Origin of the sequence: Microbacterium sp. SLBN-111 (assembly GCF_049739645.1) — a bacterium.
Classification (GTDB): Bacteria; Actinomycetota; Actinomycetes; order Actinomycetales; family Microbacteriaceae; genus Microbacterium.
The window spans coordinates 3,326,300-3,347,424 of sequence record NZ_JBMGQH010000001.1; the positions used below are offsets into that span (position 1 = coordinate 3,326,300).

The window sequence follows — 21,125 nt, forward strand, 5'->3', positions numbered from 1 at the left end:
CGCGACGCGCGGGCTCAGCGGGCGGGAACCTCGCCCGGCTCGGACCCGGACACGATCGGCACGCGCACCGCGCTGCCCCACTCGGTCCACGATCCGTCGTAGTTGCGGACGTCCTCGAAGCCGAGCAGGTGCTTCAGGACGAACCAGGTGTGGCTCGAGCGCTCACCGATGCGGCAGTACGCCACGATCTTGTCGCCGTCCTTCAGGCCGGCGCCGTCACGGTAGATGGCATCCAGTTCCTCGCGGGACTTGAAGCCGCCGTCCTCGGCGACGGCCTTGGCCCACGGGACGCTCTGCGCGCTGGGAATGTGTCCGGCGCGGAGCGCGCCCTCTTCGGGGTAGGCGGGGGCGGAGGTGCGCTCGCCCGAGTACTCCTCGGGGGAGCGGACGTCGATGAGCGGGTTGCCGAGGTGGGCGAGCACGTCGTCCTTGTAGGCGCGGATGAGCGTGTCGTCGCGCTCGACGATCGGGTACTCGACCGGCTCGCGGGTCGTCGGCTCGGTCGTGATCGGGCGGCCCTCGGCGATCCACTTGTCGCGGCCGCCGTCGAGGAGGCGCACGTCCTCGTGCCCGAAGAGCGAGAACACCCACAGCGCGTAGGCGGCCCACCAGTTGTTCTTGTCGCCGTAGATGACGACGGTGTCGTCGCGCGCGATGCCCTTGCGGCTCAGGAGCTCGGCGAAACCCTCGCCGTCGAGGTAGTCGCGGACGACGGGGTCGTTGAGCTCGGTGTGCCAGTCGACCTTCACGGCACCGGGGATGTGGCCCGTCTCGTACAGCAGCACGTCTTCGTCGGACTCAACGACGACGAGCCCCGGCTGACCGAGGCGTTCCTGCAGCCAGTCGCCGCTCACGAGACGGCCGGGCTCGGCGTACGCGGCGAACTTGGAAGAACTGGTGTCGAACTCGACGGTCACGATGTCTCCTCGGTCGGGGTGATGGAGCGGGCGGCGTAGGGTGGAAACCGCACTTCGACCCTAGGTCCGCCACGTCGAAGCAGGCACCTTCCCGTAAGACTGCGACACAGGACGGCCATGACCTCCACGCCCTCGACGACCGGTGTCGTCCACCTCGTCGATCGCGAGCCCGCCATCTCCGGCGCCGAGATGGTGAGCGCTCTCGTGCCCCCGCCGCAGTTCGACGGAGCGACCTTCGAGTCGTACCGGGCGGATGCCGCCTACCCGTCGCAGCAGGAGGCGAAGGAGCTGCTCGAGGCGTTCGCGAGCCTGCGCAGCGCACCGGCCAAGAAGGGCGCCTTCTTCCGGCGCGCGGAGAAGACGCCGCCGGTGAAGCCCGGCGTGTACCTCGACGGCGGATTCGGCGTCGGCAAGACCCACCTGCTCGCGTCGATCTACCACGCGATGCCCGCCCGCCGGAAGTACTTCGGCTCCTTCATCGAGTACACCGCGCTCGTCGGCGTCCTCGGGTACGCGAAGGCGGTCGAGCTGTTCCGCGGCTCCGATCTCCTCTGCATCGACGAGTTCGAGCTCGACGACCCGGGCGACACGATGGTGATGACGCGGCTGCTCGGTGAGCTCGTGGCATCCGGGACCCGCCTCGCGGCGACGTCCAATACCCCGCCCAACGCCCTGGGCGAGGGACGCTTCGCCGCGCAGGACTTCCTGCGCGAGATCCAGTCGATGGCCGACAGCTTCCGCACGATCCGCATCGACGGCACCGACTTCCGCCAGCGCGCCATCGACGGCGAGGCCCGCGTCCTCTCCGACGAGCAGTACGCGGAGGCGATCCAGGATGCCGCCACCCGCGGCGTCGCGACCGACGACACGTTCGGCGAGGTCGTGGCGCACCTCGCGCGCGTGCACCCGTCGCGCTTCATCCGCCTCATCGATGGCGTCGACACGATCGGCCTGCGCGACGTGCACGTGCTGCACGACCAGTCGGCGGCGCTGCGGCTCGTCGCGTTCGTCGACCGCGCGTACGACGCGCAGATCCCGATCCGCGCGACGGGCATTCCGCTGAACACGGTGTTCTCCGACGAGATGCTCGCGGGCGGCTATCGGAAGAAGTACCTCCGCGCCGTGTCACGTCTCGTGGCGCTCACGCACGCCTGAACGCCCGTTTCAGCGCGGCTTCGCGGCGACGCGAAACGTGATGTTTACATGACTCCGGCCGCTGTAACGCGCTCGAAACACGATTCCCACGCCGATGGAAACCGGGGCTGGGAACACTGAGGGGACCCGACGCTACAGCTGCGTCCCTTCAGAGAGGTTCTCTTCGAGATGGATCAAGGCAACACCGCATTCATCCTGATTGGAGCGGCACTCGTGCTGCTCATGACGCCAGGACTCGCGTTCTTCTACGGCGGACTCGTCAAGGCCAAGAGCGTCATCAGCATGATGATGATGAGCTTCGGCGCCATGGGACTCATCGGAGTCCTGTGGGTGCTGTATGGCTACGCGATCGCTTTCCCGGCCACGGACGTCGGCGTGACCAACGCTCCCTGGACGATCGACTGGAACGAGCTCGGCCTCGCCAGCCTGCTCGAGGCACCCGAGGGCGCCGCCTACCCGCCGCTGGCCTTCGTCGCGTTCCAGGCGACGTTCGCGATCATCACCGTCGCCCTGGTCTCGGGCGCCATCGCTGACCGCGCCAAGTTCGGCTCGTGGATGATCTTCGCCTTCCTGTGGTCGACGATCGTCTACTTCCCGGTCGCCAGCTGGGTGTTCAACTTCGGTCTCGCCGACGGTGCGTTCTCGTACGGCGGCTGGATCACCCACGGTCTGCAGGACGTCTTCGGCGTCGGCGCGATCGACTTCGCCGGTGGTACTGCGGTCCACATCAACGCCGGTGCTGCTGCTCTCGCTCTCGCGCTCGTCCTCGGCAAGCGCGTCGGCTTCCAGAAGGGCGCCCACGTCCCCCACAACCCGCCGTTCGTCCTGCTCGGCGCGGGTCTGCTGTGGTTCGGCTGGTTCGGCTTCAACGCCGGCTCGGAGCTCGCGGCCGACAACACCGCTTCTCTCGCGTTCGTCAACACGCTCGCCGCTCCCGCGGCCGCGCTGCTCAGCTGGCTGATCGTCGAGAAGATCCGCGACGGAAAGCCCACGTCGGTCGGTGCCGCCTCGGGTGCCGTCGCCGGTCTGGTCGCCATCACCCCCGCCTGCGGTTCGCTGACGCCGTTCTGGGCCATCGTCCTCGGACTCCTCGCCGGTGTGGTCTGCGCGCTGGCCGTCGACCTGAAGTTCAAGCTCGGCTTCGACGACTCGCTCGACGTCGTGGGCGTCCACCTCGTCGGTGGTCTGATCGGAACCCTGTACCTGGGCTTCTTCGCCAACGGCACGGGCCTCATCTACAGCGGCCAGTTCACGCAGCTGCTCGTGCAGGCGATCGCGGCCTTCACGGTCCTCATCTACTCCTTCGTGCTCGCCTTCGTCATCGGTTTCGCAATCGAGAAGACGATCGGCTTCCGCGTGAAGAACGAAGACGAGATCGCCGGTATCGACACCGTCGTGCACGGTGAAGAGGGCTACGTCCTCACCGACGCCCGCTGATACGCACTCCCCAGAGAACGGGGCGTCACGGATTCGTCCGTGGCGCCCCGTTCTTCGTGCGCGCGGGGACCGGTGGGCGCGATGCCTAGGGTGTGGGTATGGGAACCGCCTCACGCCTCGTGTCCGCCCTGCTGCGCGCCTTCCGGCCCTCCACCCCGTCGCGGCCGCCGCGGAGCCCCTCCGCGAGGCTCAGGCCCAGCCAGGGCGCGGGTGCCTCCACGACGCTCAGGCCCGGCGAGGGCTCCGGTGAGACGGCGACCGTCGAGATCGCCCCGCCGCGGCGTCTGACGCTCGCATACGCGCCCCAGCGCGACGGTGCGCCCGACGGCGGCGAGATCGTGTGGACGTGGGTGCCCTACGAGGAGCGCGACGGCCGCGGCAAGGACCGCCCGGTGCTCATCATCGGACGAGCGGATGCCACCCGCTCCTACGCCGTGCGCCTGACCAGCAAGCCGCACGCCGGCGACCGCGACTACCTGGCGCTGGGGACGGGGGAGTGGGACCCGCAGGGCCGCCCGTCCTGGGTCGACATCGAGCAGCTCTACCTCGTGCACGACGCCGGTATGCGCCGCGAGGCCGCGGCACTGGATCGGCGTCGCTTCGAGGGCGTGGCATCCGCTCTCCGGTCCCGCTACGGCTGGACGCTGAGCTGACTCCGGCGCCCGCCTGGCCGCGAGACTGCAGGCGCGTGACGAAACCGCCGCGCGCCGCGGGGAAGTTGTCAGGCGGATGCCGTCTCGCTGCGGGGAATCCCGGAGAACGACGAAGCCCCCGGCGAACCGGGGGCTGGTGGTGGGCGATGCCGGACTCGAACCGACGACCTCTTCCGTGTGAAGGAAGCGCGCTACCAACTGCGCCAATCGCCCCTCGTCCCGAACGGGACTCGACTACCTTACCCGATCCGTGAGGGCTCCACCGACCGCGAGAGAGGACACGCGCGGGGCGCGTCTGGTTTTGCACGTGCCCCGAAATCGGGTAATGTCTTACGAGTGCTCGGGGCAAGCCCCGGGAACGAAATGCGGATGTAGCGCAGTTGGTAGCGCACAACCTTGCCAAGGTTGGGGTCGCGAGTTCGAGTCTCGTCATCCGCTCGAGTGTGAAGATCACCGTCAGGCTTCGGCCGGGAGATCACGACACGTGGGTCGAACCACACACGGTGGCGTGGCCGAGCGGCTAGGCACCGGCCTGCAAAGCCGTTTACACGGGTTCGAATCCCGTCGCCACCTCGCCTACAACTGAACAGCCTTTCATAGGCGCGATTGGCGCAGCGGTAGCGCGCTTCCCTGACACGGAAGAGGTCACTGGTTCGATCCCAGTATCGCGCACCACCACAGGAACCCTCGGCCCGGCCGGGGGTTTTCGTGTATCCGGACCCCCGCCGCGACTCACTCGCCGCTGTCGTCCGCGCGTTGCCGTGCACGCCGCGTGGGCGGGGTCGCGGGATCGGGCACGGTCGCCTCGGGTGCGGCATCCGTCCCGAGGTCGACGCGCTGGCGGAGCGTGGTCGACGGCGCCTCGGGCGAGGCATCCGATTCGGTCACGTTCGCGGTACCGGCGTCTGAGCGCGGGATGTACCAGCTCACCGGAAGTTCCCGCATGCCGAACCATCCTCGACGGGAGCGCACGATCGTGAAACCCTCATCGCGAAGCTGGAGGGCGTAGTCCGCCGTGACTCCGGTCGGCGGGACGCGGACCCATCCCCGACGAAAGTCGTAGGCGTGGGTCGCGATGTGGCGGCGAGACATGCGAACCTCCTCGTTCCGAGGGTGACAGGTACATCGGAAGTAAACACGTACGCTGTGTTCCGAACGTGTGAACAATGCTCCCGGTTTCCTAAGAGTGAGCACTGAGCAGGCTGGGACCGACGCGTCGCAAGCTGCAATGCAGCAATCCGGGCGCCCGATACGGTAGTGAAATGACGGTTTCCGACACCCTGTGGCGCGAAATCGCCGCCTCGCCTTTCGTCTCGCTCGGAACGTTCCGCAGAAACGGGGAAGAGGTGGCGACACCGGTGTGGATCGCCCGGGACGGCGACGAACTCGTCGTGACGACCGAGCGGAACACCGGCAAGGTCAAGCGCGTGCGTAACGATGCTCGCGTGACGCTCCGCCCCTGCTCGCGCATGGGCGCGGTGGCCCCGGATGCCATTCGGGTGGAGGCGCACGCGCGCATCGCCGGCCCGAGCACCGACGATCGCCCCGCCGACGCCGCCCTCCGTCGGAAGTACGGATGGCAGTTCCGCGCCATCACCGGATTCGAGGCTTTCCTGCGGCGCGTCCAGCGTCGCCCTGGCGATCGCGTCATCCTCCGGATCTCCCGCGAAGCCTGACGCGCGCGAATAGACCCGAAACGTCCCGGAGGCAAGTGGGTTTGCGTTTCGGGGCGAATCGCGAGATGTTGCCGGTGACAGAGGCGGCATCCCCCCTTTCCCGCGTTCGTCATTTCTCGCCAGGAATGCGCGGTTCCGGGGGTGCCGTTCGGAGGTTTCCATGGGCAAGTTCATTTACGACGGCAACATCAAGGTCGATTTCGAGGACCGTCTCCTCGCGCACCTGCAGGCCGTCATCATGGCCAAGGTGCGGCGCGGCGAGAGCTTCCCGTTCACGTGGAAGGACGACATCAGCACCGGCGGCGGCCGCACGACGGTCTATGTCCACCCGAACGTGTCGATGGTGTTCAAGTACCACGGCAGCCGCAATCCGCAGCTCAGCAATACGTGGCTGCACGCCCTCACGTACAACGCGAACTCGGGTCGGGGTCTCTACGTCGTGCCCGAACCCGAAGACTCGACGGTGCGTGAGACCCCGCACCGCGAGGAGATGGTCTTCCGTGAGGTTCCGAACGAGCAGTCCCCGCTGGTCTCCCGCGCGTGACTCGGGCATGACGACACGGCTCATCGAACGTCGCAAAACCCGGGGTCGCGCGTACGAGAGCTGACGTCAGAGCGTCAGCGGCAGGACGGCCAGCACGAGGATCAGCGGCGCGATGACGGCACCCAGCAGAATGAACCGGCTCCACCGCACCTCGACGCCGGCGGCGACGAGACGGTCGTGCCACAGCAGCGTGGCCAGCGACGCCCACGGCGTCACGATCGGCCCGGCGTTCACGCCGATCAGCAGCGCCGCGAGGCGGACGGGCGAGCCCGCGACCGACTCCATCGCGAGGTAGGCCGGAAGGTTGTTGATCCCGTTCGCCGCGAGAGCGCCGACGCCGGCCAGCTGCCACAGCGACACGAGATCGTCGCCGGACCCGGCGAGCACCGACGTCACGCGCCCGATCCCCAGCGCCTCCAGCGCTCCGACGGCGAGGAACAGCCCGCCCGCGAACACCAGCAGCGACCAGGGCACGAGACGGATGCCGAGTGCCCGCGGCGCACGAACGGCGAACGCGACGACGAGCACCACCGCGGCCGCGAGGGCCGGCATCCACGGATCCAGTCCGATCACCAGCAACGGCAGAAGCGCCACGGTGACGATCGCGGACACGCGCAGCAGGACCGGATCCGCGACGGCGGGGGAGGCGGCATCCGGGTAGGTCTTCGGCAGCTTCCGGAGGAACACCGCCGTCAGGACCGCCACCGACACCGCGATCGCGATCAGCGCCGACGGCCCGAGCAGGGCGAGGAAGGCGACGGGGTCGTGCCCGCCGAGAGCATCGGATGCCAGCAGGTTCGTGAGGTTCGACACCGGCAGCACGAGCGACGCGGTGTTCGCGAGCACCACCGTGACGAACGCGAACGGCAGCGGGTCGAGCTTGCGCGCGACCGCCATGGCCACCACGACCGGGGTGAGGAGCACCGCGGTCGTGTCGAGGGAGAGGAAGGCTGTCGCGACGGTGGCCAGCGCGACCACGAGCACCCACAGCCAGACCGTGCGCCCCCGGGCGATCCGGGCGAGGCGGGCGGCCACGACATCGAACAACCCCGCCTTGGATGCCAGCTCCGCCACGATCGTGACCGCGACGACGAACAGCAGGATGGGCCAGACGCGGTCGGCGACGGCGAGAGCCTGGTCGGCGGGGAAGATGCCGACGAGAAGAGCGATGATGCCGAGGATCCACAGCACGCCGCCGATGATGGCCAGAGTCACCGCTCCACTATGCGGCACTGCGCGTGCCGTCGAGGCCACGCCCGGCGGGTAGCCTGGAATCGACCCATCCAGGAGACCGCCTTGACTGATGCCGCCCTGCCGTCGGAGCAGACCTACCCCGCCGACGGCTTCGCCCTCTTCCCCGACCGTTCGGTCGTCGCCCTGCGCGTGAACGGTGAGCTCAAAGACCTCGCGACGACCGTCCACGTGCACGACCGGATCGAGCCGGTGACGATCGACAGCCCGGAGGGCCTGTCGATCCTGCGGCACTCGACGGCGCACGTGCTCGCGCAGGCCGTTCAGCGCGTGAAGCCCCAGGCGAACCTCGGCATCGGACCGCCCGTCACCGACGGCTTCTACTACGACTTCCAGGTCGACGACCCGTTCACTCCCGAAGACCTGAAGGTCATCAAGAAGGAGATGGAGCGGATCGTCCGCGAGAACCAGCGCTTCGTGCGTCGCGTCGTCACCGACGACGAGGCCCGCGCCGAACTCGCCGACGAGCCGTTCAAGCTCGAGCTCATCGGCCTCAAGGGCGGGTCCGCCGAGGCCGCCGAGGGTGCGAACGTCGAGGTCGGCGCCGGCGAACTGACGATCTACGACAACGTGAACCGCGACGGCGAGACCGTCTGGAAAGACCTGTGCCGCGGACCGCACGTCCCCGGCACGCGCCTGATCGGCAACGGCTGGGACCTCACCCGCATCGCCGGCGCCTACTGGCGCGGCAGCGAGAAGAACCCGCAGCTGCAGCGCATCTACGGCACCGCGTGGGCGACCAAGGACGATCTGCGCGCCTACCAGCACCGACTCGAGGAGGCCGCCAAGCGCGACCACCGCAAGCTCGGCAAGGAACTCGACCTCTTCTCGTTCCCCGACGAGATCGGCCCGGGCCTGAGCGTCTTCCACCCCAAGGGCGGAATCATCCGCTACGAGATCGAGCGGTACATGCGCGAGCAGCTGCTCGCCAGCGGCTACCAGGTGGTGAACACGCCGCACATCACCAAGGGCGACCTGTTCATCACGAGCGGCCACCTGCAGTGGTACGCCGACGGCATGTACCCCCCGATGACGCTCGACGAGGTCGTGGATGCCGACGGCCACGTGACGCGCGAGGGCCAGGAGTACTACCTGAAGCCCATGAACTGCCCGTTCCACAACCTGATCTTCCGTTCGCGCGGACGCAGCTACCGCGAGCTGCCGCTGCGTCTGAGCGAGTTCGGGTCGGTCTACCGCTACGAGAAGAGCGGCACGCTCTCGGGCCTGACCCGCGTGCGCGGCATGACGCAGGACGACACGCACATCTACGTCACCGCGGACCAGGTGAAGGGCGAGCTGACTCACAGCCTCGACTTCGTCCTGCAGACGCTGCGCGACTACGGTCTGCACGACTTCTACCTCGAGCTGTCGACGAAGGAGGAAGGCAACCCCAAGTTCATCGGCGACGACGCGCTGTGGACCGAGGCGACCGAGACCCTCCGCGAGGTCGCCGAGGCCTCCGGCCTCGAGCTCGTGCCCGATCCGGGTGGTGCGGCGTTCTACGGCCCGAAGATCTCGGTGCAGGCGCGCGACGCGATCGGCCGCACCTGGCAGATGTCGACGATCCAGCTCGACTTCAACCAGCCCGAGCGCTTCGAGCTCGAGTACACCGGACCCGACGGCGAGAAGCATCGCCCGGTCATGATCCACCGCGCGCTGTTCGGCTCGGTGGAGCGCTTCTTCGCGATCCTGCTCGAGCACTACGCCGGTGCGTTCCCGGTGTGGCTCTCGCCCGTACAGGTCGTGGCGGTGCCCGTGGCCGCGGAGTACGGCGAGTACCTCGACGGCATCGTCGCGGAGCTCCGTGCGAAGGGCGTGCGCGCCGAGGTCGACCACAGCGACGACCGCATGCAGAAGAAGATCCGCACGCACACCACCCAGAAGGTGCCGCTGCAGCTCATCGCGGGCGAGGCCGACCGGGCCGGTGGCACGGTGTCGTTCCGCTTCCGCGACGGCACGCAGCTCAACGGCATCCCGGTCGACGAGGCCGTCGCGCGCATCACCGGCGCGATCGCGACGAAGGCGCTCGTCGACACCGCCGAGGATCTGGCGTGACGACCGAACCGGATGCCTCCGCGGCCGACGACGTCGAAATCGTCGCGGCCGCGGACCTCCCGGGGGTGCCCGACGAGTTCCAGCGCCTGTGGACCCCGCACCGCATGGCTTACATCCAGGCCGGGCGCGAGCCGATGGAGCAGAACTGCCCGTTCTGCGCGGCTCCGGGGAAGTCCGATGAGGACGGCCTGATCGTCGCGCGGGGGAAGAGCGCGTACGTGCTGCTGAATCTGTTCCCGTACAACTCCGGGCATCTGCTCGTGTGCCCGTACCGCCACATCGCGACCTACGACCAGGCGACCGACGAAGAGGTCGCGGAGATCGGCGCGCTGACGCAGCGGGGAATGCGGGTGCTCCGGGCGGTCTCGCGCTGCGACGGGTTCAATCTCGGTATGAACCAGGGTGCGATCGCCGGTGCCGGCGTCGACGCGCACCTGCATCAGCACATCGTTCCGCGGTGGGCGTCGGACGCGAACTTCTTCCCGATCATCGCGAAGACGAAGGCGCTGCCGCAGCTGCTCGGCGATGTGCGCCGCACGGTCGCCGACGCCTGGAACGCCTGACCGCTCCGCCGCAAGCCCACGGGGCACTCACCGGCGCGCGGTTAGCGTGGGGGAATGAAGGCTCGCCTCCGTCCCCTCGCCCTGACTCTCCTCGTCGCCACGGCGCTCGGTACCACGACCGGGTGCATCCGCCTGCCGAGCCCGCTCGGACCCGACGGGATGGGGGCACCGCTGACGGCTCCGGGCGAGTCCGCTGCCCCGACGCCCTTCGCCACCCCGGATGATTCCGCGGATCCCCTCACCGGCGACGACGTGGATGCCGCCTTCGCGGAGCGGGAGCGCTTCTTCGAGGAGCAGCAACTGCCGCTGGACGGAACGCCGCTCGTCGCCGTGACTCCGGCGCAGAAGCAGTTCGTCGCGGAGCAGAAGGACTACGCGGCCCAGCAGGGCATCGAGTGGACGGATCGCGACGAGAGCCTGTCGCTCGCGCTGGTCGCCGACGCGTGCGAGACCGCCATTCTGAGCCACCACCACGTGGATGCCACGACCCTGCAGGCCCACGTGGCCACTTCACCGATCTTCGCCCAGCTCGTCCCCGCCGACCTGCAGGGGACGGAGCGCGCGAACGCCGAGGCGCCCATCGCGAGCCTGATGGTCTACGGCACGTCGTTCCTCTGCCCCGACGATGCCGACGCGTGGCTCGCCGCCTACACCGACGTCTACGGCGGCTGACGCCGAGACCCGGCGCGGACTGCTCGCGTCAGCGCACCTGCCGTGCCGCGAACTGCAGGCGCGGGTGCGCGTACGCCTCCTGCGACTCGATGAGCAGCAGCTCACGCGAACCCGCCTGGTAGGTGTTCGACAGCAGGTCGAAGACGCTGGATGCCGTGCGCGCGAGCGCGTCCGCGGCATCCTTGGTCCGCCGATAGTGGGCCGTGAAGAGCGCCGCGGTGACATCTCCCGAGCCGTTGGCCTTCATCGGGATGAGCGGCGTCTGCACGATCCACGCGCCGGAGTCGTCGACGACCATCATCTCGATGGTGTCGGGCTCGCGGTCGGGTCGTTCCACGCTCGTGACGAGGACGGTGCGGGGTCCGCGGGCACGCGCGAGGTCGGCGGATTCGAGCGTGGACTCGATGCTGCCCGGCTCCGTGCCCGTGAGGAAGCCCAGCTCGAACTGGTTGGGCGTGATGATGTCCGCGACGGGGATCACGCGCTCGCGCAGGAGGTCGGGGATCGCCGGGGCCACGAAGCAGCCGGACTTGGCGTTGCCCATGACCGGGTCGCACGCGTAGACGGCATCCGGATTCGCCTTCTTCACCCGCGCGACGGCGTCGATGATGACGTCGGCGATCCCCTCGCCGCCCTGGTATCCGGACAGGACCACGTCGATCTCGCCGAGGACCCCGCGCTCCTCGATCCCGGTGATGACGTCGGCGACGTCGGCGGGGGAGATGAGCGGCCCGCGCCACGCTCCGTAGCCGGTGTGGTTCGAGAAGTTGACCGTGTAGACGGGCAGCACCTCGACGCCGATGCGCTGCAGCGGGAAGACGGCGGCCGAGTTTCCGACGTGGCCGTACGCCACGGCCGACTGGATCGAGAGGACCTTCATCCTTCGATCCTCCCACCTCGCGGCACGGGCCGGAGCGCGGCGACGGCGCTGGCGATGTCGTCGGCGAGCGCGACCGCCTCCGCGTCCGAGAGCTGGTGCACCGTAAGCCGGAGGTAGTCGCCGGCGGTGTCGGGGGAGAGGAAGAAGTGGTCGCCGTCGCGGACGAGCCACCCGCGGCGCATGAGGTCTTCGCGGACGCGCGCCGCGGGTGCGGGGAGCGGCACCCACAGGTTCAGTCCGTCGCCGACGGGCGTCGGCAGACCGTGTGCGGCCAGGGACGCGGCGAACGCGTCGTTGCGCGCGGCGTAGTGCGTCGCGGCTGCGTCGATCCGCTTGCGCACCTCGGGGTCGGTGACGAGCGCGAGGGTGAGCCGCTGGAGGATGTGGCTCACCCAGGTCGTCCCCGGGGTGAGTCGTAGGGCGAGCCGGTCGGCGGTCTCGTCATCGGATGCCACGACGGCGAGGCACATGTCGGGTCCGAGGAACTTCGACACCGAGCGGATGCGCGCCCACCGCTGCTGCGCCGGACCGATGACGGTGCGCAACGGCACGCGGGACAGCAGCGAGAAATGGTCGTCCTCGATCACGAGGACGTACGGGTGGTCCGCGAGGACCTCGCGCAACCGCGCCGCGCGCTCCTCGGTGAGGCTCGCGCCGGTGGGGTTGTGGGCGCGCGGCGTGCAGATGACCGCCCGGACGCCGTCGGCCAGCGCGGCCCGGAGTCCGTCGACCGTCATCCCCTCGGCATCCACCGCCACCGGCACCGCCCGGTAGCCGCCCTGACGCACGGTGTGCAGCGCGGAGAGGAAGCAGGGGTCCTCGAGCGCCACGGCGTCGTCGCGCTGCAGCGCCTGGGCGAGCAGGCGCTCGATCGCGTCGCTCGCGCCGCTCGTCACAGTGATGCGGGGGTCGGCGTGGGGAAGCTGCTCGGACATCCAGGCCCGGGCCCACGCCTCCAGCCCCGGGTCGACGACCGGCTCGCCATACAGCACCGGGCGACCCGACCGCGCGAGGGCGGCGGCGGGGTCCGGGATGAGCGTCGGGTCGGGGTTGCCCGTGCCGACGTCGCGCAGCACCGTTCCGGCCGCGTACCCCTCCTGCGCCACGGGCGCGAGGCCGGCGACCCGGGTGCCGCCGCGCCCCCGCGCGACGACGAGCCCGGCCTGCGCGAGCAGGCGGTAGGCGGCGACGACGGTGTTGCGGTTGACGCCGAGCTCGGCGGCGAGGGTGCGCACGGGGGCAAGTGCGTCGCCCGGCTGCAGCTGTCCGCGCTCGATGCGCTCCCGCAGGTCCGCGGCGATCTCGGATGCCGAGCGCCCGGTGATGTCGACCGACATACGCCCCCTCTCGCTCGCTCCAGCCTATGTCCTGCGTCATGCTACGGTTTGGCCTAAGCCAAAAGAAGCGCCCCGAAGCGCGAAGGGAATCGTAATGACCGACACCGGAACCTCCCGCGTCAAGCGCGGACTCGCCGAGATGCTCAAGGGCGGCGTCATCATGGACGTCGTCACCGCCGAGCAGGCCCGCATCGCCGAGGATGCCGGCGCCGTCGCCGTCATGGCGCTCGAGCGCGTGCCCGCCGACATCCGCGCGCAGGGCGGCGTCGCCCGCATGAGCGACCCCGACCTCATCGACGACATCATCGCGTCGGTCTCGATCCCCGTGATGGCGAAGGCCCGCATCGGCCACTTCGTGGAGGCGCAGATCCTGCAGGAGCTCGGCGTCGACTACATCGACGAGTCCGAGGTGCTCTCGCCCGCCGACTACGTGAACCACATCGACAAGTGGAACTTCACCGTGCCGTTCGTGTGCGGTGCCACGAACCTCGGCGAGGCGCTCCGCCGCATCACCGAGGGTGCCGCGATGATCCGCTCGAAGGGTGAGGCCGGCACCGGCGACGTCTCCGAGGCGACCAAGCACATCCGCACGATCACGGGTGAGATCAACGCGCTCCGCGCCAAGACCAAGGACGAACTGTACGTCGCGGCCAAGGAGCTCCAGGCCCCGTACGAGCTTGTCGCCGAGATCGCCGACACCGGCAAGCTCCCCGTGGTCCTCTTCACCGCGGGCGGCGTGGCGACCCCGGCCGACGCGGCGATGATGATGCAGCTCGGCGCCGACGGCGTCTTCGTCGGTTCGGGCATCTTCAAGTCGGGCAACCCCGCGCAGCGCGCCGCCGCGATCGTCAAGGCGACCACGTTCCACGACGACCCCAAGATCGTGGCCGAGGCTTCGCGCGGTCTCGGCGAGGCCATGGTCGGTATCAACGTCGCCGACCTCCCCGCGCCGCACCGCCTGGCCGAGCGTGGCTGGTAACAGCCCCCGCGTCGGCGTCCTCGCCCTGCAGGGCGATGTCCGCGAGCACCTGCGCGTGCTCGCGGACCTGGGCGCCGATGCCCAGCCCGTCCGGCGCGCGTCGGAGCTCGCCGAGATGGACGGACTCGTCCTCCCCGGCGGCGAGTCGAGCGTCATCGACAAGCTCGCGCGCGCGTTCGACTTGTTCGACCCCATCCGCGCGGCCATCGCCGACGGTCTCCCCGTCCTCGGCACGTGCGCGGGGCTGATCCTCCTCGCCGATCGGATCGACGGCGCGATCGCCGGTCAGCGGACCTTCGGCGGCCTCGACGTCCGGGTCCAGCGCAACGCCTTCGGTTCCCAGACGCAGTCGTTCGAGACCGACCTCGCCGTCCCCGTCCTGGGGGATCCGCCGGTGCACGCCGTGTTCATCCGGGCGCCCGTGGTGACCGAGACGGGCCCGGATGCCACCCCCCTGGCGACTCTGCCCGACGGACGGGTTGTGGCGGTGGAGCAGGACAACCTCCTCGGGCTCGCCTTCCACCCCGAATCCACGGGGGAGACGCGCTTCCACGCGCGGTTCCTCGACCGCGTCCGCACGCGCGCCGGGGCCGCGGCGCCCTCGCTCTAGACTGGAAGGCATGTCCGGACACTCCAAATGGGCCACGACCAAGCACAAGAAGGCGGTCGTCGACGCCCGCCGCGCCAAGTCGTGGGCCAAGCTCATCAAGAACATCGAGGTCGCCGCCAAGCTCGGTGGGGCGGACCTCCAGGGCAACCCGACGCTCTTCGACGCGGTGCTCAAGGCCAAGAAGACCTCGGTCCCCAAAGACAACATCGACCGCGCGATCAAGCGCGGCGCGGGTATCGGCGGCGAGGCCGTCGAGTACGCCTCGATCATGTACGAGGGCTACGGCCCGAACGGCGTGGCGTTCCTCATCGAATGTCTGACCGACAACAAGAACCGTGCCGCGGCCGAGGTGCGCACCGCGCTCAGCCGTAACGGCGGGACGCTCGCCGACCCCGGCAGCGTCGCCTACAACTTCAGCCGCAAGGGCGTCATCGTGGTCCCGTCCGAGGGCACGACCGAGGACGACGTCATGCTCGCGGTCCTCGAGGCCGGTGCCGAAGAGGTCGAGCCGCACGGCGACGGCTTCGGTGTCATCACCGAGGCGAGCGACCTGGTGACGGTCCGCTCCGCGCTGCAGGACGCCGGCATCGAGTACGACTCGGCCGACGTGGAATTCGTCCCCTCGCTCAAGGTCGAGGTCGACGCCGACACCGCGCGCAAGGTGTTCCGCCTCATCGATGCGCTCGAAGACAGCGACGACGTGCAGAACGTCTACACGAACTTCGACATGAGCCCCGAGGTGGCGGCCGAACTCGAGAACGACGAGTAAGGGCGCGCCCTTCGCCGGAACACGGCCCTCGCGCTTAGCGTGGGGGCCGTGTCTCGTTCTCTGCGTGTCCTCGGCATCGACCCGGGCCTGACGCGCTGCGGCATCGGCGTGGTCGACGTGTCGCCCGACCGCACGGCATCCCTCGTCCATGTCGGGGTGGTCCGCTCGGCTGTCACGGATCCGATCGAGAAGCGCCTCGCGACGATCGCGGCCGGCATCCGCTCGGTCCTCGCCGCGCACGATCCGCACGTGGTCGCGGTCGAGCGCGTGTTCGCGCAGAACAACCGGCACTCGGTGATGGGCACCGCGCAGGCGAGTGGCATCGCGTTGCTCCTCGCGGCCGAGCACGGCATCCCCGCCGCCACGCACACGCCCAGCGAGGTCAAGGCCGCGATCACCGGCTACGGCTCCGCCGACAAGCTGCAGGTGCAGACGATGGTCGCGCGCGTGCTCCGGCTCGACGCACTCCCGCAACCGGCCGACGCCGCGGACGCGCTCGCTCTCGCCCTGTGCCACGCGTGGCGCGGGGGAGCGGCGACAGCCCCGACCGGAGGCGCGCTGACTCCCGCCCAGAAGGCGTGGCGGGATGCCGAGAAGCGGCAGCCATCCACAGCGACGCGTGTCGCTCGAACAAAGGTCCGAACCGGCGCGTAGGCTCGTCGCATGATCTCTTCGCTGCAGGGTGTCGCCGCGCACGTCGGCGACGATGCGCTCGTCGTGGTCGTCGGGGGAGTGGGCCTGTCTGTCGCGGTGACGCCCCAGGTGGCGCGGACCACTCACGTCGGCGACCAGGTGCACCTGCACACGCACCTCGTGGTGCGCGAGGACGCTCTCTCGCTCTTCGGTTTCGAGACGCGTGAAGAGCTGACGGTCTTCACCCAACTCATCGGCGTCACGGGTGTCGGACCCAAGTCGGCGATGGGAGTGCTGTCGTCGCTGACGGTGCCGCAGATCGCGCAGGCGGTCACCGACGACGACGACGCCCCGTTCAAGCGCGTCTCGGGCATCGGGCCGAAGACCGCGAAGCTCATCGTCGTGCAGCTCGCCGGCAAGCTCGCCGTCCCCGCCGCGCAGGCTCCCGCCGCGGTCGCCACGCACGGCCAGGTCCCGCTGCAGGTCACCCAGGCCCTCATCGGGCTCGGGTGGAGCGAGCGCGTCGCGGCGGAGGCCGTGGCGTCCGTCGCCGAGAACGCCGCCGAGTCCGACCGGGCCTCGGTGCAGGCGCTGCTGCGCCTCACGCTCGCGCTGCTCGGTCCCGCGCGGAAGGAGCCCGTCGGTGGATGACGTCGTCCGCGACGCCGGAACGCCCGACGACGAGACCGAGCTCGCGATCGAAGGGGCGTTGCGTCCCACGTCGCTCAGCGAGTTCGTCGGCCAGCAGAAGGTGCGCGGCCAATTGCAGCTCCTGCTCGACGCCGCGCGCATCCAGCAGCGCTCGCCCGATCACATCCTGCTCTCGGGCCCTCCCGGCCTCGGCAAGACGACGCTCGCGATGATCGTGGCGCACGAGAGCGGCCGCCCCCTGCGCCTGTCGAGCGGCCCCGCGATCCAGCACGCGGGCGACCTCGCCGCACTGCTGTCCTCGCTCACCCCGGGCGAAGTGCTGTTCATCGACGAGATCCACCGCATGGCGCGCTCGGCGGAAGAGATGCTGTACCTCGCGATGGAGGACTTCCGCATCGACATCATGGTCGGCAAGGGCGCCGGGGCGACGAGCATCCCCCTCGACCTCGCCCCCTTCACGCTCGTCGGCGCGACGACGCGCGCGGGGCTCCTGCCGAACCCGCTGCGCGACCGCTTCGGGTTCACGGCGCACCTCGAGTACTACGAGCCGGAAGAGCTCGAGCGAGTCGTCTCGCGCTCGGCATCCATGCTCGACGTCGGCCTTCCGGGCACCGCGCGCGCCGAGATAGCCCGCCGCTCGCGCGGCACGCCGCGCATCGCCAACCGCCTGCTCCGTCGCGTGCGCGACTACCTCGTCGTCCACGGCCCCTCCAGCGGGACGGATGCCGGCGACGCCGACGTCCGCACCGTCGACGCCGCCCTCGACCTGTACGACGTGGATGCCATCGGCCTAGACCGCCTGGACCGGGCGGTGCTCGACGCGCTCGTGCGGAGATTCCGCGGCGGGCCCGTGGGGCTCAGCACGCTCGCCGTGGCCGTGGGTGAGGAGCCCGAGACGATCGAGTCGGTCGTCGAGCCGTATCTCGTGCGCATCGGCTTCATGGGGCGCACCCCGCGGGGCCGCGTCGCCACCCCCGAGGCGTACGACCACCTCGGCGCTCCCCACCCCGACGGGCTGCTCCGTTTCAGTCAAGGGGGATGACCTATACTCGGCGAGGGATTCCCCGACCCCTTAGGCAGTGCCGCACGGCGCGCCTGAATCGAAAGGTGCACCGCCTCCATGGATTTCGCGAGCTTCTTCAGCCAGTACGGCCTGATCATCCTGCTGATCGGCCTGTTGGTCTTCATGTTCTACAGCTCGCGCCGCCGCATGCAGAAGCAGAAGCTCGAGCAGGAGGAGAAGGCGCGCCAGACCGTGGCCGGCGCCGAGGTGCTGCTGCAGGGCGGCCTCTACGGCACGATCGTCGAGTACGACGCGGAAGACCTCGACAAGCCCGCCCAGGTGGAGATCGCCCCGGGCGTCGTCATCAAGGTGCACAGCCAGGCCGTGCTGCGGGTCGTGGAGCCCACGCAGGGCTTTGTGACCGAGGACGAGTTCATCGCCGCCGAGGAGTCCGAGGCCGAGTACGCCGCCGGTGTCGCCGACGGTGACATCACCTCGATCAGCGACGACCACCGCGCCGCCCGCCAGGCCGAGCAGACCGAAGCCGACCGGGACGACAAGGACCGCCCCCAGGCCTGACGCCTCCGCCTCTTCCGTTCACCGCCGCACAGAAAGCCGACTCCGTGGCGCCCTCGACTCCCGTCCGCCACGCCTGGCGCGTACTGACCGGACTGCTCGCCATCACCGGCGTGCTGTTCGGCATCAACGCGCTCGGCGTGTACGCCTTCCAGGCCAGCTCCTGGACTCCCGACCTCGCCCTCGACCTGCAGGGCGGCACGCAGATCATCCTCGCGGCACAGACGACGGACGGGGCCAACCCCGACACCGATCAGATGCAGCAGGCCGTGACGATCATCCGCCAGCGCGTCGACGCCTCGGGCGTCGGCGAGGCCGATGTCGCGACCGAGGGCGGCCGCAACATCGTCGTGCAGATCCCGGGCCAGGCCGACGAAGCGACGCGTCAGCGCATCCAGAGCTCGGCCCAGCTGCAGCTGCGCGCGGTGCTCTACACCGGCTCGCCCGCGACCTCGTTCGTCGGCCAGGACGGCCAGAACACGCCGTACCCGACCCCCGACCCGTCGCTTCCGTCCACGCCCACCGCGTCGCCGACCAACGGCAGCGACCTGTCCTGGATCACGCCCGCCCTGCAGGCGCAGTTCCTGGCGTACGACTGCGCGAACCCCGCCAACAACCCCGCTCAGGCACCGGCCGACCAGCCGCTCATCACCTGTGACGACAGCGGTTCCGTGAAGTACATCCTCGGCCCCGTCGAGCTCGACGGCACCGACATCAGCAACGCCACCAACGGCCAGGAGCAGAACACCGGCCAGTGGGCCGTCAACCTCGTGTTCAACGACCAGGGCACGCAGAAGTTCGCCGAGATCAGCCAGCGCCTCTACGGTGCGCAGGCTCCGCTGAACCAGTTCGCGTTCGTGCTCGACGGTTCGGTGCTGTCGGCCCCGTCGATGAACGGCATCATCGTCGACGGCCGCCCCAGCATCACGGGCAGCTTCACCCAGGCGACGTCGAAGGCCCTCGCCGACCAGCTCAAGTACGGCGCGCTGCCGTTGAGCTTCACGGTCGTGAGCTCGGACACGGTCTCGGCGACGCTCGGATCGCAGCAGCTGCAGGTCGGCTTCATCGCGGGCCTCATCGGTCTCGGTCTCGTCGCGATCTACTCGCTGATCGTCTATCGCGCACTGGGCACGGTGATCATCGCCTCGCTCGGGGTCATGGCGGTGCTGACCTACGTCACGCTGTGCATCCTGGCCTGGCGCATGGGCTTCCGCCTGTCGCTCGCCGGTGTCGCGGGCCTCATCGTGACGATCGGCTTCACGGCGGACTCGTTCATCGTCTACTTCGAACGCATCCGAGACGAGCTGCGCGACGGGAAGTCGATCACCGCCGCCGTCGAGGACGGCTGGTCACGCGCCAAGCGCACGATCTACATCTCGAAGTCGATCAACGTCCTCGCCGCGGTCGTGCTCTACATCCTCGCGGATGCCACCGTGAAGGGCTTCGCGTTCACGCTCGGCCTCACGACCGCGATCGACGTCCTGATCTTCATCCTGTTCACGCACCCGGTGATGCAGCTGCTCGCGCGGACGCGTTTCTTCGGCTCCGGCCACCCGCTGTCCGGCATGGACCCCGAGGCGCTCGGCGCGGTGTACCGCGGTCGCGCGCAGTTCCGCGCCCCGGTCGCGGCCACCACAGGCCGCGCCAACCGCTCTCGCGGCGAGGCCCAGCGCCGGCAGACGATCGCCGAGCGCAAGCGCGCCGAGCTGGCCGCCGCCCAGGGCAGTACGCGCCCCACGAAGGAGGGAGACGACTGATGCGCTCCATGTCGCAGCTCGGCAACGACCTCTACTCCGGGAAGACCTCCTTCCCGTTCGTGCAGCGTCGGCGCCTGTGGTTCATCATCGCCGCGGTCCTCGTCATCGGCGCGGCCCTGGTGCCGCTCTTCCGCCCGGTCCAGTTCTCGATCGAGTTCACCGGCGGCTCGCAGTTCACCGTCTCGAACCCCACCTCGTTCGACCAGGCGATCGCGACGAACGCCGTGACCTCGGTGGTCCCGGCGGCCACGACGCGCGTCACGACCATCAGCGATCAGGCGGTCCGCGTGCAGACCGACCAGCTCGACGACCAGCAGACACAGGCCGTCTCCGCCGCCCTCGCGCAGGGCTACGGCGTTCCGACGAGCGAGGTCACGAACTCCTTCATCGGACCCACGTGGGGTGCCGACGTCACGCGCCAGTCGCTCTGGGGCCTGGCGATCTTCCTCGCGCTGACCTTCGTCATCCTGGCCCTGTACTTCCGCACCTGGAAGATGTCGGTCGCCGCGATCATCGGTCTCGTCGACGTGCTCGTCATCACCATCGGCGTGTACGCCGTGTTCGGTTTCGAGATCTCGCCGGCCGCGGTCATCGGCTTCCTGACGATCCTGTCCTACGCCCTGTACGACACCACCGTCGTCTTCGACAAGGTGCGCGAGAACACGAGGCAGGACGGCGAGCTCTCCGGCCGGACCTTCGCGGAGTCGGTCAACCTCGCCGCGAACCAGACGCTCATCCGCTCGATCAACACCACCGTGGTCGCGATCCTGCCGGTCGGCGCGATCCTCTTCATCGGTGTCCCGCTGGGCGCCCGCACGCTCAGCGACATCTCGCTGTCGATCTTCGTCGGCACGATCGTGGCCGCCTACTCGACGCTGTTCGTGGCCGTTCCGCTCTACGCGCTGCTGCGCGAGGGCGAGCCCGCGATCAAGTCGCGGGACGCCCGCGTGGTGTCCGCGCGCGCGAAGGCCGGTGTTCCCGCCTGACGGCGGGCACCGGTCCCACGC

The 21,125-nt window shown here is 69.5% G+C and carries 22 protein-coding genes and 4 tRNA genes; 20 read left to right on the forward strand and 6 right to left on the reverse strand.

The annotated features are described in order from the left end of the window. Positions 1 to 14 precede the first annotated feature (14 nt). A complete protein-coding gene (locus RKD05_RS15510) occupies positions 15 to 917 on the reverse strand; it encodes a sulfurtransferase (protein WP_424711228.1) in 903 nt (300 codons plus the stop codon). Positions 918 to 1,034: 117 nt separating this feature from the next. Here RKD05_RS15510 and zapE point away from each other — a divergent pair, with 117 nt between their 5' ends. The 3 genes from zapE (at position 1,035) to RKD05_RS15525 (ending at position 4,162) form a co-directional block, all read left to right on the forward strand. After that, a complete protein-coding gene (gene zapE, locus RKD05_RS15515; RefSeq protein WP_424711230.1) occupies positions 1,035 to 2,072 on the forward strand; it encodes a cell division protein ZapE in 1,038 nt (345 codons plus the stop codon). A gap of 168 nt (positions 2,073 to 2,240) precedes the next feature. Further along, positions 2,241 to 3,509 carry an ammonium transporter gene (locus tag RKD05_RS15520; RefSeq protein ID WP_424711232.1) on the forward strand — a complete coding sequence of 423 codons (1,269 nt, stop codon included), beginning with the start codon at positions 2,241 to 2,243 and terminating at the stop codon, positions 3,507 to 3,509. A gap of 98 nt (positions 3,510 to 3,607) precedes the next feature. Beyond that, positions 3,608 to 4,162 carry a type II toxin-antitoxin system PemK/MazF family toxin gene (locus tag RKD05_RS15525; RefSeq protein ID WP_424711233.1) on the forward strand — a complete coding sequence of 185 codons (555 nt, stop codon included), beginning with the start codon at positions 3,608 to 3,610 and terminating at the stop codon, positions 4,160 to 4,162. Between the two features lie 137 nt (positions 4,163 to 4,299). On the opposite strand, the gene RKD05_RS15530 is transcribed toward RKD05_RS15525, so the two are convergent. Continuing rightward, a tRNA-Val gene (locus RKD05_RS15530) sits at positions 4,300 to 4,375 on the reverse strand. 152 nt (positions 4,376 to 4,527) lie between these two features. On the opposite strand from RKD05_RS15530, the gene RKD05_RS15535 reads away from it, so the two are divergent. From RKD05_RS15535 to RKD05_RS15545, 3 genes are all read left to right on the forward strand, one after another. Then, positions 4,528 to 4,600: transfer RNA gene (locus tag RKD05_RS15535), tRNA-Gly, on the forward strand. A gap of 64 nt (positions 4,601 to 4,664) precedes the next feature. Further along, positions 4,665 to 4,735: transfer RNA gene (locus RKD05_RS15540), tRNA-Cys, on the forward strand. Positions 4,736 to 4,762: 27 nt separating this feature from the next. Continuing rightward, a tRNA-Val gene (locus RKD05_RS15545) sits at positions 4,763 to 4,837 on the forward strand. Positions 4,838 to 4,894: 57 nt separating this feature from the next. Here the strand turns inward: RKD05_RS15545 and RKD05_RS15550 are convergent. Further along, complete coding sequence (locus RKD05_RS15550; protein WP_424711234.1) at positions 4,895 to 5,254, reverse strand: hypothetical protein; 360 nt, start codon at positions 5,252 to 5,254, stop codon at positions 4,895 to 4,897. A 170-nt stretch (positions 5,255 to 5,424) separates the two neighbouring features. Here RKD05_RS15550 and RKD05_RS15555 point away from each other — a divergent pair, with 170 nt between their 5' ends. After that, entirely contained in the window at positions 5,425 to 5,838 is a 414-nt protein-coding gene (locus RKD05_RS15555) for a PPOX class F420-dependent oxidoreductase (RefSeq protein WP_424711235.1), read from the forward strand. Positions 5,839 to 5,998: 160 nt separating this feature from the next. After that, positions 5,999 to 6,382 carry an ATP-dependent DNA ligase gene (locus tag RKD05_RS15560; RefSeq protein ID WP_424711237.1) on the forward strand — a complete coding sequence of 128 codons (384 nt, stop codon included), beginning with the start codon at positions 5,999 to 6,001 and terminating at the stop codon, positions 6,380 to 6,382. Between the two features lie 66 nt (positions 6,383 to 6,448). Here RKD05_RS15560 and RKD05_RS15565 read toward each other — a convergent pair whose 3' ends face one another. Continuing rightward, positions 6,449 to 7,597: an SLC13 family permease gene (locus RKD05_RS15565; RefSeq protein ID WP_424711239.1), complete on the reverse strand. Its 1,149-nt coding sequence runs from the start codon at positions 7,595 to 7,597 to the stop codon at positions 6,449 to 6,451. A gap of 81 nt (positions 7,598 to 7,678) precedes the next feature. Here RKD05_RS15565 and thrS point away from each other — a divergent pair, with 81 nt between their 5' ends. Genes thrS through RKD05_RS15580 form a run of 3 tightly spaced genes read left to right on the forward strand, consistent with a single transcriptional unit; the run spans position 7,679 to position 10,923 of the window. Then, on the forward strand, positions 7,679 to 9,688 hold the full coding sequence (gene thrS, locus RKD05_RS15570) for a threonine--tRNA ligase (protein WP_424711241.1): 2,010 nt from the start codon (positions 7,679 to 7,681) through the stop codon (positions 9,686 to 9,688). Continuing rightward, positions 9,685 to 10,251, forward strand: coding sequence for an HIT family protein (locus tag RKD05_RS15575; protein ID WP_424711243.1), 567 nt, complete (start codon positions 9,685 to 9,687; stop codon positions 10,249 to 10,251). Before thrS ends, RKD05_RS15575 begins: the two co-directional genes overlap by 4 nt. Positions 10,252 to 10,305: 54 nt before the next feature. Beyond that, positions 10,306 to 10,923, forward strand: coding sequence for a hypothetical protein (locus RKD05_RS15580; protein WP_424711244.1), 618 nt, complete (start codon positions 10,306 to 10,308; stop codon positions 10,921 to 10,923). Between the two features lie 28 nt (positions 10,924 to 10,951). Here RKD05_RS15580 and pdxY read toward each other — a convergent pair whose 3' ends face one another. Continuing rightward, on the reverse strand, positions 10,952 to 11,803 hold the full coding sequence (gene pdxY, locus RKD05_RS15585) for a pyridoxal kinase PdxY (RefSeq protein WP_424711245.1): 852 nt from the start codon (positions 11,801 to 11,803) through the stop codon (positions 10,952 to 10,954). Next, positions 11,800 to 13,140: an aminotransferase class I/II-fold pyridoxal phosphate-dependent enzyme gene (locus RKD05_RS15590; protein WP_424711247.1), complete on the reverse strand. Its 1,341-nt coding sequence runs from the start codon at positions 13,138 to 13,140 to the stop codon at positions 11,800 to 11,802. The genes pdxY and RKD05_RS15590 overlap by 4 nt, the downstream gene beginning before the upstream one ends. 94 nt (positions 13,141 to 13,234) lie before the next feature. Here RKD05_RS15590 and pdxS point away from each other — a divergent pair, with 94 nt between their 5' ends. The 9 genes from pdxS to secF all read left to right on the forward strand — a co-directional run bounded on the left by pdxS (position 13,235) and on the right by secF (position 21,104). Next, positions 13,235 to 14,119 (forward strand): pyridoxal 5'-phosphate synthase lyase subunit PdxS, encoded by an 885-nt coding sequence (gene pdxS, locus RKD05_RS15595; protein WP_424711248.1) that lies wholly within the window; start codon positions 13,235 to 13,237, stop codon positions 14,117 to 14,119. Continuing rightward, on the forward strand, positions 14,109 to 14,729 hold the full coding sequence (gene pdxT, locus RKD05_RS15600; RefSeq protein WP_424711250.1) for a pyridoxal 5'-phosphate synthase glutaminase subunit PdxT: 621 nt from the start codon (positions 14,109 to 14,111) through the stop codon (positions 14,727 to 14,729). Before pdxS ends, pdxT begins: the two co-directional genes overlap by 11 nt. Positions 14,730 to 14,739: 10 nt before the next feature. Continuing rightward, complete coding sequence (locus RKD05_RS15605; protein ID WP_063258727.1) at positions 14,740 to 15,498, forward strand: YebC/PmpR family DNA-binding transcriptional regulator; 759 nt, start codon at positions 14,740 to 14,742, stop codon at positions 15,496 to 15,498. A gap of 48 nt (positions 15,499 to 15,546) precedes the next feature. After that, positions 15,547 to 16,152 (forward strand): crossover junction endodeoxyribonuclease RuvC, encoded by a 606-nt coding sequence (ruvC, locus tag RKD05_RS15610; RefSeq protein ID WP_424711251.1) that lies wholly within the window; start codon positions 15,547 to 15,549, stop codon positions 16,150 to 16,152. Between the two features lie 9 nt (positions 16,153 to 16,161). Continuing rightward, entirely contained in the window at positions 16,162 to 16,782 is a 621-nt protein-coding gene (ruvA, locus tag RKD05_RS15615; RefSeq protein WP_424711253.1) for a Holliday junction branch migration protein RuvA, read from the forward strand. Continuing rightward, positions 16,775 to 17,824: a Holliday junction branch migration DNA helicase RuvB gene (gene ruvB / locus RKD05_RS15620; RefSeq protein ID WP_424711255.1), complete on the forward strand. Its 1,050-nt coding sequence runs from the start codon at positions 16,775 to 16,777 to the stop codon at positions 17,822 to 17,824. Before ruvA ends, ruvB begins: the two co-directional genes overlap by 8 nt. A gap of 78 nt (positions 17,825 to 17,902) precedes the next feature. After that, positions 17,903 to 18,364: a preprotein translocase subunit YajC gene (locus RKD05_RS15625; protein WP_424711257.1), complete on the forward strand. Its 462-nt coding sequence runs from the start codon at positions 17,903 to 17,905 to the stop codon at positions 18,362 to 18,364. A gap of 44 nt (positions 18,365 to 18,408) precedes the next feature. Beyond that, positions 18,409 to 20,118: a protein translocase subunit SecD gene (secD, locus tag RKD05_RS15630; RefSeq protein ID WP_424711258.1), complete on the forward strand. Its 1,710-nt coding sequence runs from the start codon at positions 18,409 to 18,411 to the stop codon at positions 20,116 to 20,118. Then, positions 20,118 to 21,104 carry a protein translocase subunit SecF gene (gene secF / locus RKD05_RS15635; RefSeq protein ID WP_424711260.1) on the forward strand — a complete coding sequence of 329 codons (987 nt, stop codon included), beginning with the start codon at positions 20,118 to 20,120 and terminating at the stop codon, positions 21,102 to 21,104. The genes secD and secF overlap by 1 nt, the downstream gene beginning before the upstream one ends. Positions 21,105 to 21,125: the final 21 nt, after the last annotated feature.